The sequence below is a fragment of the Porifericola rhodea genome (assembly GCF_030506305.1).
Classification (GTDB): Bacteria; Bacteroidota; Bacteroidia; order Cytophagales; family Cyclobacteriaceae; genus Catalinimonas; species Catalinimonas rhodea.
The window spans coordinates 770,648-783,517 of record NZ_CP119421.1 but is presented as its reverse complement, the minus strand read 5'-3'; the positions used below and the strand labels follow the sequence as shown (position 1 = coordinate 783,517).

General features: G+C 41.8%; 12 protein-coding genes. 1 reads left to right on the top strand and 11 read right to left on the bottom strand.

Going from position 1 to position 12,870, the window contains the following annotated elements; translation table 11 throughout:
• Positions 1 to 22 precede the first annotated feature (22 nt).
• The 6 genes from PZB74_RS03390 to nirB all read right to left on the bottom strand — a co-directional run bounded on the left by PZB74_RS03390 (position 23) and on the right by nirB (position 7,752).
• Positions 23 to 1,306, bottom strand: a complete 1,284-nt coding sequence (locus PZB74_RS03390; RefSeq protein ID WP_302240779.1) for an alginate export family protein — start codon at positions 1,304 to 1,306, stop codon at positions 23 to 25.
• A 247-nt stretch (positions 1,307 to 1,553) separates the two neighbouring features.
• On the bottom strand, positions 1,554 to 2,141 hold the full coding sequence (mobA, locus tag PZB74_RS03385) for a molybdenum cofactor guanylyltransferase (protein WP_302240777.1): 588 nt from the start codon (positions 2,139 to 2,141) through the stop codon (positions 1,554 to 1,556).
• Between the two features lie 51 nt (positions 2,142 to 2,192).
• Positions 2,193 to 2,885 carry a response regulator gene (locus PZB74_RS03380; protein WP_302240775.1) on the bottom strand — a complete coding sequence of 231 codons (693 nt, stop codon included), beginning with the start codon at positions 2,883 to 2,885 and terminating at the stop codon, positions 2,193 to 2,195.
• The gene (locus tag PZB74_RS03375; RefSeq protein WP_302240772.1) at positions 2,842 to 4,701 is read right to left on the bottom strand and encodes a sensor histidine kinase; all 1,860 of its coding nucleotides are present in this window, start codon (positions 4,699 to 4,701) and stop codon (positions 2,842 to 2,844) included. Before PZB74_RS03375 ends, PZB74_RS03380 begins: the two co-directional genes overlap by 44 nt.
• Before the next feature lie 143 nt (positions 4,702 to 4,844).
• The gene (nirD, locus tag PZB74_RS03370; RefSeq protein WP_302240769.1) at positions 4,845 to 5,219 is read right to left on the bottom strand and encodes a nitrite reductase small subunit NirD; all 375 of its coding nucleotides are present in this window, start codon (positions 5,217 to 5,219) and stop codon (positions 4,845 to 4,847) included.
• Positions 5,220 to 5,256: 37 nt separating this feature from the next.
• Entirely contained in the window at positions 5,257 to 7,752 is a 2,496-nt protein-coding gene (nirB, locus tag PZB74_RS03365; RefSeq protein ID WP_302240768.1) for a nitrite reductase large subunit NirB, read from the bottom strand.
• Between the two features lie 339 nt (positions 7,753 to 8,091).
• Here nirB and PZB74_RS22605 point away from each other — a divergent pair, with 339 nt between their 5' ends.
• Complete coding sequence (locus PZB74_RS22605) at positions 8,092 to 9,306, top strand: DUF4202 family protein (RefSeq protein WP_367281465.1); 1,215 nt, start codon at positions 8,092 to 8,094, stop codon at positions 9,304 to 9,306.
• Here PZB74_RS22605 and PZB74_RS03350 read toward each other — a convergent pair.
• From PZB74_RS03350 to ubiE, 5 genes are all read right to left on the bottom strand, one after another.
• On the bottom strand, positions 9,303 to 9,680 hold the full coding sequence (locus tag PZB74_RS03350; RefSeq protein ID WP_302240766.1) for a DUF7009 family protein: 378 nt from the start codon (positions 9,678 to 9,680) through the stop codon (positions 9,303 to 9,305). The two genes, PZB74_RS22605 and PZB74_RS03350, sit on opposite strands and share 4 nt — an antisense overlap.
• A gap of 71 nt (positions 9,681 to 9,751) precedes the next feature.
• Positions 9,752 to 9,907, bottom strand: coding sequence for a DUF2256 domain-containing protein (locus tag PZB74_RS03345; protein WP_302240765.1), 156 nt, complete (start codon positions 9,905 to 9,907; stop codon positions 9,752 to 9,754).
• A 13-nt stretch (positions 9,908 to 9,920) separates the two neighbouring features.
• Entirely contained in the window at positions 9,921 to 11,396 is a 1,476-nt protein-coding gene (locus tag PZB74_RS03340; protein ID WP_302240763.1) for a cryptochrome/deoxyribodipyrimidine photo-lyase family protein, read from the bottom strand.
• Between the two features lie 45 nt (positions 11,397 to 11,441).
• Positions 11,442 to 12,188 (bottom strand): type IX secretion/gliding motility protein PorT/SprT, encoded by a 747-nt coding sequence (gene porT, locus PZB74_RS03335; RefSeq protein ID WP_302240761.1) that lies wholly within the window; start codon positions 12,186 to 12,188, stop codon positions 11,442 to 11,444.
• The gene (ubiE, locus tag PZB74_RS03330) at positions 12,137 to 12,859 is read right to left on the bottom strand and encodes a bifunctional demethylmenaquinone methyltransferase/2-methoxy-6-polyprenyl-1,4-benzoquinol methylase UbiE (protein WP_302240759.1); all 723 of its coding nucleotides are present in this window, start codon (positions 12,857 to 12,859) and stop codon (positions 12,137 to 12,139) included. The genes porT and ubiE overlap by 52 nt, the downstream gene beginning before the upstream one ends.
• Positions 12,860 to 12,870 lie beyond the last annotated feature (11 nt).

Below are 12,870 nucleotides of genomic sequence, written 5' to 3'. Positions count from 1 at the left end.
TTGAAAAGGTTTTTACGAAAATTTACTTAGCGTAGAATGTGGGCTTGATGCTGAGCATGGCCCATGCCCATTGGTTAAGTCCTTTGCGCTCTGCCCCACCTTTGATCGCTTCCAGCGATTCGGTAGAAAAAAGTTGTGAGTAGCCCAGTTTAAAGTTGACTTCGGGTGTTAGGTTCAGATTATATACCAGGTCAATTTCTTCACCCAGTTGCATAGAAAGCTCTTCACCAATGCCTTCGGTAGCATAAATACTGGTAGGTGAACTGAAGTGATGAAAATGAGCAATAAGTGCACTCCTTTCCCCTAGTTTGAACTTAGACTGCACGTAAAAATCTAGTAAGCCACTGGTTTGTCCGTTTTGACCATGGTTATTACCCACATAGAAGTAATCCATAAAGCCATAAAACTTGTGGTTGGTACCATATAATGGGTTAAAAGCCTGATTAGTGTTTTCATTAGGGTTGGTACCTGAGAGGTAGTCTACACCAAAGGTAAGTGGGGTGAAGCTCGTATTAACGCTTACATTAACTGCGGCTAACCATGCGTTAACCTCTTTGCCTGTCTGATCTTTACCCCCCTGGTAGTATAGTTCGCCTCCAAGTTTTACATTGCCGAGCTGCTTGTCTCCTACAAAACCATACGTTTGACGGAAAGCCTGGCTGGAGTCTGTTTTTTGCCTTCCATCATTAAACAGTAGGAGAGAGGCTTGCGCAGTAGTCCAGTTTTTATGCAGCCAGAGGTACTGCATGCTTTTGTAATTATTTATACCTTCGTAATAGGTAGAGGATAGTTTTCCTGGCTCAAAGACTACGTTTTGGTTGTAGGCTGCACCCGCATGAAAAGAGAAACCACTGCTATCCTGGTACATGTATTTAACCACATCATGGCTGCGTCCTTGCTGTGCCCAGTCCAGATTACCTAAAAAACGAGCATTATCGTAGTTAAGAGCCTGACGCCCTACCCGGATAGAGGAGTTTGAATTAAATTTGTATTCACCCCAGGCCTCATACACATTGGTAAGTGCCGGGTCGCTTTTGTAAATCTGAGCAGTATTTCCCCAGATGCGTACATCCTGCAAGCTAAACTGAAAGCCCAGCTTTTCATTCTGGTATTCCAGGTAAAGGCGCGAGCGCTGTTCTACAAAAAAAGCTGCCTCCTGACTAGCAGTATTGATGGTTTTAAAGCCATCTCTAAATTCTGCTCTGGGGCGTATTTCTCCACTGATACTTAGCTGCGCAAGTACAAATTGAGTACTAGCAAGGCATAGAAGTACAAGCAGTATAGTTCTGGTAATAGTTAAACGCATGTTTTTGAGTTTAAGAGGGTCAAATCAATGCGTCGTCCGGACTGACAATTCAAAGGTAAGAGATAAATTTATTTTTACGTAATTTTACGTAAAAAATATTTTGAAAAATATCAGTATTACAGAATAATTACTTAGAAATAGGCTTTAAAGGTATTTTTTGTACGCTTTTTACCAAAAAAAAATAAGTAATTAAATGATGCAACATTTGCAGATCCCGATAGTATGAATAAGTTGGGTGAAGAGCTGCTTAATCTAAATCTTCTGGATGGTTAAAATTTTTGAATTGTGGGAGAAGCATGTCCATAACTTCCAGGCAATCTGCCTTAATTACGTCAGACACAATATGGTGCATGCTTTGGTTCTGTAGGGATTTTGTTTGATGTCCATTCCAAAGTCTGGATAAAGCCTCGGCACTATAAATGCCACAAAGCGGCTGCAAATGAGCAGGGGTCTGATTTACCAGAACTTTTGGGGTATGGGTTAGCCTCTGGAAGTGTGATATCCATAATTGAAAGGTGTCTGCCGCTAGCAAAGGCATATCGCAGGGTACAAAAAGTATATCATGAGTCGGGCATCTGAGGTGGGCAGATAGCATACCTCTTAAAGGGCCATTAATGTGTTGAGAGGAGGCATGATCTACAATAAGGCAAGTAGGTGCAAATATGCGTTGGTAGTCCGAAGTTTGTTCCTGACTGATAGAAAGGTAGACCTGAAGCCCTACTTTTTCTAACTGAAGTTTCAGCTTATGTGCCCATGAGCTACCCCCGTATGAGATAAGTCCTTTGTCTTGCCCCATACGGCTGCTTTTTCCACCACATAATACTACTGCTATCATATCTTCTTCTTAAAGACTCATACTTTATTTCGTCAGTGATATACTCATTTATCAGCCCTGGCTAAGAAAATCTTTCAGTGCTTTATCTTCTTCAACTTTTTTTAGTAGCTCTACAACATTATTTACACCTAGCTTTTTCATAATGTTGAAGCGATGAGTTTCAATAGTACGTATGCTTTTGTTAAGCTTTTCGGCAATATCTTTATTACCAATGCCATCTACCAGCATAGTTAGTATCTGCTTCTCTCTTTTTGTAAGGTCGTAATTTCCTCCACTGGCCTCCGGGCTACTGCTTTTGTCTTTTTTGATGTTGAGGTAGCTATTGATAAAAATGCGAGATACGTCAGCACTAAAGTATTTTTCACCTTTATACACTGTACGTACCGCTTTCAGAAATTCATCTTTACTAGAGCCCTTTAGTAAATAGCCTAAAGCGCCACTCTCTACCGCCTGTAAAATGTAGTCTTCATCATCGTGCATAGAAAGGATAAGCACTTTGGTATCTATCCCTGACTTTTGCATGTTTCGTGCTACTTCCAGGCCATTCATTTCCGGCATGCGCACATCCAGTATAGCCAGATCGGGGGTAAGTTTGCCTACCTGATGTAGTGCCTCCTGACCATTTTCTGCCTCAGCGATTACTTCTATATCACCTTCACTTTCCAGTAATGACTTAATTCCACTTCTTACTACGCCATGATCATCCGCCAATACTGCTTTTATAGTCTTTCTTGTTTCTTCCATTGATGGGTAAATGTATGTTGATGCGGGTGCCCTGACCCTTTTCTGAGTTTAGCTCAAATGTGCCGTTAATATAATAAGTTCTTTCCTGCATATTCAACAGGCCCAGGTTAGTACCCTCTCTACTTTCCCTTAAGAGGTAATTCTCATAGTCGAAACCTACTCCCTTATCTATTATTTCTATGTTGAGATAATGAGCATTGTGACTAAATTCTACTCGTATCTCTTCTGATTTGGAGTATTTGATAGCATTGTTAACGGCCTCCTGTATTATGCGATAAAGGTTAGTTTCTACGCTTTTATCCATTCGGTTCAGAAAGCCGGTCTTATTTTCAAAAGTAATATTTTTATTAGCAAGGCGGCTGGCTTCGGCACAAAAACGACGCGTAACCGGTACCAGGCCGTAGTCGCTCAATGCACTGGGGTTCAGGTTAAAAGATACTCTGCGTACTTCTTGAATAACCTGGTTGAGCATGGTCTGTGCTTCTTTGACTTTGGCTTCCCGGGCAGGCATATTTGGCTCCAGGTTAATATTTTCAATAGTAAATTTGAGAGCGGTAAGCTGCTGGCCAATGCCGTCGTGTATGTCTCTGGAGATACGCCTTCTTTCTTCTTCCTGTCCTTCCAGTATCAAAATAGAGCGTACTCTTTGTTGCTTGAGCTCAGTATCTATTTTGTCGCGGATAATTTCATGAGAGCGTGCTTCTGCCTCTTTTCTTTCTGTTTTATCGGAACAGACAATGGTAAGTAACTCTATTTCACGTTCGGTGTTGAGAGTGGGTACGATGGTCATATCCAGCCAGATAAAATCTCCCTCTTCAGAAGTAGCCTTTACCTCTCCGTACCAGGCATCGCCCTGCATCACAATCTGATGAATGTTTTGAACCTGATCATATGCATAGCCCTCGTGCTCCAGCCAGGCAAATATATTGCTGCAACGGGCAAGGTTGATGTCTCCTAAAATTTTACTGAACTCATCAGAAATATATTCAAATATGCCGGAGGGTTTGGTTTTAGCATATACACGGGGTAAGTCCTCTTTTACATCTACCTTTGCTAATTCCTGATAAGAACGCTCCAGTGAGCTGTACAGAGCACCAATCTCTTTTGACATATCTTTTGCCAATTTCTCTGAATGTAGAAGCTCGGCGATCGTTTTTCTAATATGGCGAGCTGTTGGCCGAAAAATGAAGAGCAGCTCAAACAATATGATAGATAATGATAAACCTAGTAAGATAAGTTCAATCCATCTCAGCTGTATAACTCTTGCTCGGGCTTCATCATCATATTGAAAAACAATATTATCCATCGCATCTAAAAATTCAGACTCCTGCATCAGAATCTGATTTATAAAGGGCTGTAGCTGTGATGGATCAGCATCAGGATTTTGCTGAAGCTGCTGGATAATCTGCCTGCTATTATTTACAATAGCTTCGTAATAGGGGTGTATAGCCTCAAACATAGAATCTATCGCTACACTACGATTATCAATAACTCCTAAAGTGGGGTTGCCTTCCTGCAAACCCTGATGCGATTGTGTCCACAATATGAGTGCCTCTGAAAGTTGCTCTGCATACTGTTGACGATGGTTTGTGTTCTTAGTTTCGCCTATCTGCAAAGCAATTTTACTAATCTTTTGACTCAGCATTCTTTGGCGACCTGCCAGGTTGATAATTCGAGAATCGTACTGCTGCTGACTAATGTAGCCCTGCACAAAAAGCTGACTAATAATAATAGCTGCCGCGATACCTGATAAGGCAAGGGCGTACATTCGGCCCAGGCGTTCAAAACCATTTTTTCTTTCCTGCTGTGCTTGCATATTACAATAAACGAAAACTACTAGATTTTACGTAAAACTACTTGTTATTAATTGTGTGAAGGCAATGCTAATGGTAGGGCAGAAAAAAACCGGAACATAAGTTCCGGCCTTTCTATCAGTTCATCTATGTTGAAGGTGAGTTCTTAATCTGTAAAACCAATGTATACGTACTCATTTTCAATTTTAACAGGGTAGGTAGCAAGGCTACATTCCTCACCGTTAAGGCAATTACCGTTTTTTAGTGAGAACGTTTTCTTATGGAAAGGACAGGCTACCTTAGGTTCTTCATTCTGAGTACCTATCAGGCCTCGGGAAAGAGCCATCTGTTTTTTGTGAGGACATAAATTCTGACAGGCGTACCACTCTTTACGTCGGGAGAAGTTAAATACCGCAATTTGTTTTCCTTTGTAAAGTACGCATGCTCCACCATCAGTGGGGAAGGCGCTAACTGGAGCGGCTTTAAACCAGGTGCTGGCTTCCTTCAGGCTTACGCTTTTGTATTCTTCTACAGATATCATAGGCTTATACTTTTTGTGATTTTGGTGTAATTACGTATTAGCTGCCCCAGCTAAGAGGTACTTTTTGCTGTCGCCTTCTGTCAAATCGGGCATGCGCATCTGGCTCAGGAGAGTTGATAAAATGCGTAAATTTTGCCCTTAACTCAGGGTTATTTACTACCTCTTTCCATTCACATTTGTATACTCTGAGCGTTCGCTGCATGTCTTCTTCTAGCTCTTTAGCTATGCCCAGGCAATCGTTTACTACTACATCTCTAAGATACTCCATGCCCCCATCCAGCTTATTGAGCCAGGTAGCGGTACGGGTCAGGGGTTCGGCAGTTTTGATATAAAACATCAGAAAACGGTCTATATAGCGTATGCAGGTTTCGCTATCCAGGTCAGTAGCTAATAACTGGGCATGCTGAGGTTTAGCTCCTCCATTGCCGCATACGTAGAGGTTCCAGCCTTTTTCAGTAGCAATAATACCAAAGTCTTTACTTTGTGCTTCCGCACACTCACGTATACAGCCAGAGACCGCACTTTTTAGTTTATGAGGGGAGCGAAGTCCCTTGTAGCGGTTTTCAATTTCCAGTGCGAAAGAGACAGAATCGTGTAATCCGTATCGACACCAGGAGGAGCCTACACAGCTTTTTACCGTACGTAAAGATTTGCCATAAGCATGCCCGCTTTCAAATCCAGCCTCTATCAGTTCTTCCCAGATATCTGGAAGTTGATGAAGGTGGGCTCCAAACATATCAATACGCTGACCTCCGGTAATTTTGGTGTAGAGGTCATACTTTTGAGCTACCTGGCCTATCACAATCAGTTTTTCTGGAGTAATCTCTCCGCCAGGGATTCGGGGTACCACCGAATAGGTACCGCCCTTTTGTATATTGGCAAGAAATCGATCATTGGTATCCTGAATGGTGTCCTGTTCGGTGATCAGCTCATTCCAGATGCTGGCTAGCAAAGAGGCAACAGCAGGTTTACAAATTTCACATCCATCCCCTTTACCATAAGTATCCAGTAGGTCCTCATAAGTTTTAATCTCTTTTATTTTTATCAGGTCAAAAAGCTCCTGTCGTGAGTATTCAAAATGTTCGCAGAGCGTATTTTTAACCTTTTTACCCATACTTTGCAGAGCATAGTTGAATAAGTCATTTACCATAGGCATACAGCCTCCGCAACCGCTTCCTGCTTTAGTACATTTCTTAACTTCCTGCACACTACTGAGATTACCCTCAGTAACTGCCTGGCAGATGCTCCCTTTGCTTACACCTTCGCAGGAGCAAATTTGCGCATCGTCAGGCAAATTCTCTACCCCTGCGCCTTTAGCCTCATCACCTCTGCTTCCCAGAATAAGGTCTTCCGGGTTAGGGGGAAGGCTAAGCCCGTTTTGCATGGTCTGAAGCAACATATTATACGCTTCAGCATCGCCCACCAGTATTCCACCTAGTAGCTTTTTACCATCTGCCGAGAGGTTAATCCTTTTATATATGCCTTTGGCCTTATTTTCATAGACTATAGGATGGTGTGCAAGTTGCTCACAAAAAGGATTGCCAAAACTGGCGACGTCCACACCTATCAACTTTAATTTGGTAGACATATCGCTACCTTTAAATATCTTTTGTTGCTTATTCTGAAGGTGCTGTGCTGCTATCTCTGCCATTTCGTAACCGGGAGCTACCAGCCCGTAAATCATATTCTGAAAGAGGGCGGCTTCTCCAATTGCATAAATATCCGGATCGGAAGTTTGCATATATTCGTTAACTACAATACCTCCTCTTGGACCTACTTCCAGTCCACATTGCATCGCCAACTCGTCGCGAGGGCGTATACCCGCAGAGATAACCAGCATATCTACCCCTAGCTGACTACCATCCGCAAAATGGAGCGCATCTAGTTTGCCATTACCAGAGATAGCTTTAGTATTTTTATTGAGATGAATATGTATCCCCAGAGATTCTATGTTGCTTTGTAATGCTGCCGAACCGGCATTATCCAGTTGCCTCGGCATCAGGCGTGGGGCAAACTCTACCACATGTGTTTCCAGTCCCAGATCTAACATAGCTTTAGCAGCCTCTAAACCGAGCAGCCCTCCGCCAAGTACAGCAGCACTTTTCATAGACTTACCATAATCAATAATGGCATCCAGGTCTTCAATCGTACGATAAACAAAAACCCCCTTTTTGTCTGTACCAGGGATGGGGGGAACAAAGGGGCTTGAACCAGTGGCGATTATAAGTTTGTCATATTCCATGACCTGCATGTCGTGGGTTTCTATGCTTTTGTTTCTTCGGTTGAGGTGGGAGACAAGCTTGCCGCTAAAGAGTTCTATCTGGTTGTTTTTGTACCAGCTTGCAGGAGCCAGGGTAAGGGCTTCAGCATCCTGGTTTTTAAAATATTCACTCAAATGTACCCGATCGTAGGCTACACGTGGCTCCTCTCCAAATACGGTGAGTGAGATTTCTTCAGCTGAGGCTGTTTTACGTATTTTTTCGCAAAACTTATAGCCGACCATACCATTTCCTACAACGATGACTTTTTTCATAGCAAAACTGTATTAGCTATTTGAGATAAGATAAACTGATAGGGTTAGAGCCCTTTATTTAAGCAGGTAACTGTACGAAGTAAGGAAATTATTTTATAAATACGTAATATTACGTAAAAAATATTTTAAGTAACTTCTCCTGATACGTATAAAATTTGCTTTTTACAGCGTATTTATACTTTTTTTGAAGACTGCAAAACCAAGGTAGAAATAGCCGGGGGCCTACTCACCGATCTGTTAGCAGGTTCTCTGGACTATTATGAACTGGGGTAAACAAAATTATTGCTATGTGCAAGGCAAAGTGTAAATTCGCTGAAGCTTAAAATATTAACAGAAGGTATGGCATCAAAAGAACAGTATTCATCTGAAGGAAATGTGCTCTTTCCGGTATTTTTTAAACTGCATGAGCTAGAAGTGCTAGTAGTAGGAGGAGGCTATGTAGGCCTGGAAAAACTGGAAGCACTCCTTAAAAACAGCCCGGAAACTCATATTACTTTAGTAGGAAAAGAAATCTTGCAGGATAAAATATACGAGCTGGCAAAAAAGTACCCTTACGTAAAAATTAAGGAGCGAAAATTTAAGCGCAAAGACCTGAGGGACAAAGACCTGGTGTTTTTAGCTACCAATGATCGTTCTTTGCATGAGAAAATAAAAAAAATTACGCGCCGTCGCCATATTATGACTAATGTAGCAGATACTCCCGATCTCTGCGACTTTTATTTAAGCTCGGTAGTTAAAAAAGGAGATCTGAAAATTGCCGTTTCTAGTAATGGTAAGTCGCCTACGCTTACCAAGCGCATACGTGAATATCTGGAAGAAGCCATTCCTGACGATGTACAATCCTTGCTGGATAACCTTAAAGAAGTAAGAGATCAGCTCAAAGGGGATTTTGAGTACAAAGTAAAAAAGCTGAATGAAGTAACTTCTGACTGGCTCAGTAAACCCAGCAGAAAAGAAGTGATAGCTGACAAAAGTCGTTTTGAGCAAACAATAGCTGCTTTTGATAAAGCTAATGCGGAAGATCCTCATCAGGAGGAAGTAGATGGTAGAAAAGTGCCCAAAGAATTACTCTACGGCCAAAGAATGAGCAACACTCTGGCTGTATTTTACCCTGAAGCTTCTGAGGAATTGCAACTGGCCGCCAGGTGTCAGCATATCAGAAGGTGGGAAATTCCTCGCTCAGACTATCCTATGGACAGAAAAGGTTATCTGAAATGGCGTACGCAGCTCAAAATGTTTCACGCTGAAAAGGCTGGAGAAATTATGGCTGCTCACGGCTACGAGCAAAAAAGTATAGATCGGGTTGCCTTTCTGTTAAAAAAGCAGAAGCTAAAAAGCGATCCTGAAACCCAGACTTTGGAAGATGTAGTGTGTCTGGTATTTTTGCAATACTACTTCGGTGACTTTGCCAAGCAGCATCCAGAAGAGAAAATAGTAGACATAGTTGCTAAAACCTGGAAGAAAATGTCGGAAGAGGGACATGCTTCTGCAATGAAACTGGCACTATCTTCCGATGAGCTGGCGATGATAGAAAAAGCGCTGGCCAAGGCTTAAGTCTGTGCGGCAGGATTAGGAAAGTTATCCTGCTCATCTTCTCGGGGGCGCTGGTGCAGGCACTGAAAATCTTTTTCTATGAGTATATATAGCGTATCTCCATTCTCGAAGCTAATATCATTTTCCATCCCTACAATATCCGAAGAGGCCCACAACTGGGCCTTTTTTTCTGGCAACATGATCAGAAGTTTGTTGTCTGCATATTGGGCAAAAATCTCTGTTTGTTCAGCTTGAGGTTGCAGACTGTAACTAAAGCCAGAAGAATTATTGCCGAAGGAAACCTGTTCGTTTACTGCTTCACCTCTGCCAATTTGGTCAACCTCGCTTTGGCTAAGGCGGAGGCGAATACTGTTTCCTTTGATTCTAAGCTTCATATATTTATTTGAGATGAGTAGGTTAATAGTACAGAAGCTTAATATAAACAGTAGTAAAGATTTTGTCACTGCTAAGCATTTATTATTTTATTTTTGTTCCGTCGGCAACGTTCGCTACAATAGGCGATTTCATCCCATTGCTTTTCCCATTTTTTGCGCCAGCTAAAGGGTTTCTGGCACACAGGGCAGTTTTTAGCAGGCAAGTCACCTTTTTTGCGGTGCTTCATTTCTTTCGCTGTTTTACACTACTCTATTGTGGATAGTATGCTTGTCTAAAATACGCTGCGCCTCTTTCTGTACCTCAGTCTCTTTTTTTAATAGCCATAGCTGTTCTCTGGCATGTTTGCCGCTTTGCTTTAAGTTTACAATAGGGTGGGGGTAATCTTTGCCGAGACTAAAGCCATACATTTGCTGCTCTATTGGCGTCATTTCCCAGGGTTGGTGTACAAAAACAGTAGGGAGCTTTGCCAGTTCTGGCACCCATTCTTTAATAAATCGGGCTTTGGGGTCGTGTGTGAGCGATTGTTTTACAGGATTATACACCCTGATAGTATGTATGCCGGTAGTGCCTGCCTGCATATGAAACTGAGAATAGTGTATACCTGGCTCAAAGTCTAAAAACTGTTGCGCTAAGTGAGTGGCTCCGGCCTTCCAGGGAAGCCAGAGGTGATGCGTGAGAAAAGATACCAGCATAGCCCGCATCCTAAAGTTCAAGTAGCCAGTATGGTTTACACAACGCATAGCCGCGTCTACCATAGGGTAGCCAGTATTACCAGATTTCCAGGCTTCAAAATTAATTTCATTCCATTCGGTACGTGTACTATTATAGCCCGTGTTAAAATTTTCAAACTCTATACGGCATTCAGATTCAAACTTTTGAATAAAATGCCCCTGCCAGCGGAGTCGTGAAATAAAATTATCTATCTGTCTTTTATGAGGTACCCATTTTTTAAAAGCCTCTGCTGTCTGAAACACCTGACGTACAGATAAGTTGCCCCAGGCTATGTAAGGAGAAAGCCTACTGCAACTGCTACGGCTCAACTCGGGCTTAGAGATATGCTGACTGTAAACTTTAGATCGTTCTTTTAAGAAAGAAACCAGATATTTAAGGGCAAATGAGTTTCCTCCCTGCTGAAAGTTAGCATTAGGTTGTTGGATATCATCAGTGAGTATAGGGCCAGAGTTATCAGTTAAAAATCTTTGCGGCAATATAAGAGGTCGCAATTTTCTAAGCTGTATTTCGTCTTCAGTACGATGCATAAACTCCTGCCAATGCTCAGTCCAGTTTTCACGGTTCTTAAGTCCCCGCAAAATTGCATTACTTTCATATTCTGTCCATGTAATGCCCATTGTTTTGCAAAATTGACTAATGGCTTTATCTCTACTAAAAGTGCAGTTAAGGCCTGTCTCCTGATAAGTATAGAGTGTATCAATAAAATACTCTTTGTGGATAGCCTGTAGAGTAGGCAGCACTTCGGTATGAAATAAGTACAAATCGGCCTGATGAGAGCTGAGAGTTGACTTCATTTCCTTTACAGACTCATACACAAAGCGCCAGTGCCTGGAACTACTTTCTGGGGCATTCATAAGTGAGGGTTCCAGAAAAGTGATCAGTAGGGTAGGGCGCTCACTTTTGATAGCATGATGTAGAGGGGCATGGTCTGTTAGCCTTAAATCTCGTTTGAACCATACTACATTAATTCCTTGTTTCTCCACCTCTAAAAAACCGTAGAAACAAGAGAAAAGTTTATTTCTTAAAGCTTACTCAAAAAGGAGATAAAGCGTAATTGTATTGGTGGTGAGCTGCTTAATAGGAGCTCCGTAAGCGTTCTCTTTGTCATTTTTCATGTTGAGCAGACCACGAGAAAATCTTAGTTCGGGAGCAAATTTGAATAGAGGAAAGTATACATCCAGACCAAAACCAAGCTGGGCAGAAAGGTTGGTGCCATTAACCAGCAGGCGGTCGTCTTCGTTTTGGTCTTTCTTTTTACCGGTTGCTTCTATGCCTGGCTCAATACCGCCAATTAAATACATACGTGTATTACCTCTACGCATAGATTTGTACTTAAAAAGCACAGGAAATTCCACAAAAGTTGTTTCTACAATCTGCTCTTCCACTATACTTTGTCCGGCACTGATGTAATTATAGTCTAGATGGTTTTCGTAAAAAACTACTTCAGGGGTAATACGTAGATCAAGAAATTCAGCAAGGCGAATGTTTGCAATTAAGCCCAGAGAAAAACCAAAGGTGTAAGAAGGCATTACTGAGTGGAGGGAGTCAAAAGCAGAAGTGTTGAAATCATCAGCATACTGCAAGCGATATCCCGAGCTGTGCATACCTATAGAAAACCCATAATGTAGCCAGCGCTTATCATAATTAGGTAAATTGTCAGTCTTGGTAAGTTGGGCCTGGGCCTCATTTAATAAGCAGATACTAAGCAGAAAACAGCAAGCTGCTACTTTTTGCCAGTGTAAATGGAGCTTATGCCAAATGTTAGTTTTTTGCATGTCGTGTTTTGGTAGCCCACCTTTTTCAGTACTTCTGTAAAGCGCTCTCCATCTGGGAAAGACTGTACCGATTCGGGTAGATATGTATAAGCTGACTGATCTTTAGAAATAATCCTGCCAATAATGGGTAGGATTGCTTTAAAGTAAAAGTTATACAATTGCTTGAACGGAAAGCTTGTAGGCTTAGAAAATTCCAATACTACTACTTTGCCACCTGGCTTAAGTACTCTAAACATATCGGCGAGACCTTTTTCCAGGTTTTCAAAGTTCCGTACACCAAAAGCAACGATGATAGCATCAAATATATTATCGTCAAAAGGAATTCTTTCTGAGTCGCCTAGCTTAAGTTCAATCTTATGATCAAGATTCATTTTCTTAAGCTTTTTACGGCCTACTTCCAGCATGCCTTCCGAGATGTCTACTCCAATTACCTTTTCTGGCTTGAGGGAAAGAGACTCTATGGCAAAATCGGCAGTACCGGTGGCCATATCTAAAATAAGTTGAGGGCGGTCAGCTTTTAACTGGGCGATTGCCTGTTTGCGCCAGGTAATATCTATACCGAGGCTAAGGAGATGGTTGAGCAGATCATAGCGCTTACTAATGTTATTAAACATAGTTGCAACCTGCTCTTTTTTACTGCTTTTCTGATCTTTATAAGGGACTACTGCCATGGCGGACAAAG

What these genes read in the sequence shown, in the direction of transcription:
- PZB74_RS03390 (WP_302240779.1), bottom strand. Translation starts at nt 1,306, where the DNA reads ATGCGTTTAACTATTACCAGAACTATACTGCTTGTACTTCTATGCCTT.
- mobA (WP_302240777.1), bottom strand. Translation starts at nt 2,141, where the DNA reads ATGATAGCAGTAGTATTATGTGGTGGAAAAAGCAGCCGTATGGGGCAA.
- PZB74_RS03380 (WP_302240775.1), bottom strand. Translation starts at nt 2,885, where the DNA reads ATGGAAGAAACAAGAAAGACTATAAAAGCAGTATTGGCGGATGATCAT.
- PZB74_RS03375 (WP_302240772.1), bottom strand. Translation starts at nt 4,701, where the DNA reads ATGCAAGCACAGCAGGAAAGAAAAAATGGTTTTGAACGCCTGGGCCGA.
- nirD (WP_302240769.1), bottom strand. Translation starts at nt 5,219, where the DNA reads ATGATATCTGTAGAAGAATACAAAAGCGTAAGCCTGAAGGAAGCCAGC.
- nirB (WP_302240768.1), bottom strand. Translation starts at nt 7,752, where the DNA reads ATGAAAAAAGTCATCGTTGTAGGAAATGGTATGGTCGGCTATAAGTTT.
- PZB74_RS22605 (WP_367281465.1), top strand. Translation starts at nt 8,092, where the DNA reads ATGGCATCAAAAGAACAGTATTCATCTGAAGGAAATGTGCTCTTTCCG.
- PZB74_RS03350 (WP_302240766.1), bottom strand. Translation starts at nt 9,680, where the DNA reads ATGAAGCTTAGAATCAAAGGAAACAGTATTCGCCTCCGCCTTAGCCAA.
- PZB74_RS03345 (WP_302240765.1), bottom strand. Translation starts at nt 9,907, where the DNA reads ATGAAGCACCGCAAAAAAGGTGACTTGCCTGCTAAAAACTGCCCTGTG.
- porT (WP_302240761.1), bottom strand. Translation starts at nt 12,188, where the DNA reads ATGCAAAAAACTAACATTTGGCATAAGCTCCATTTACACTGGCAAAAA.
- ubiE (WP_302240759.1), bottom strand. Translation starts at nt 12,859, where the DNA reads ATGGCAGTAGTCCCTTATAAAGATCAGAAAAGCAGTAAAAAAGAGCAG.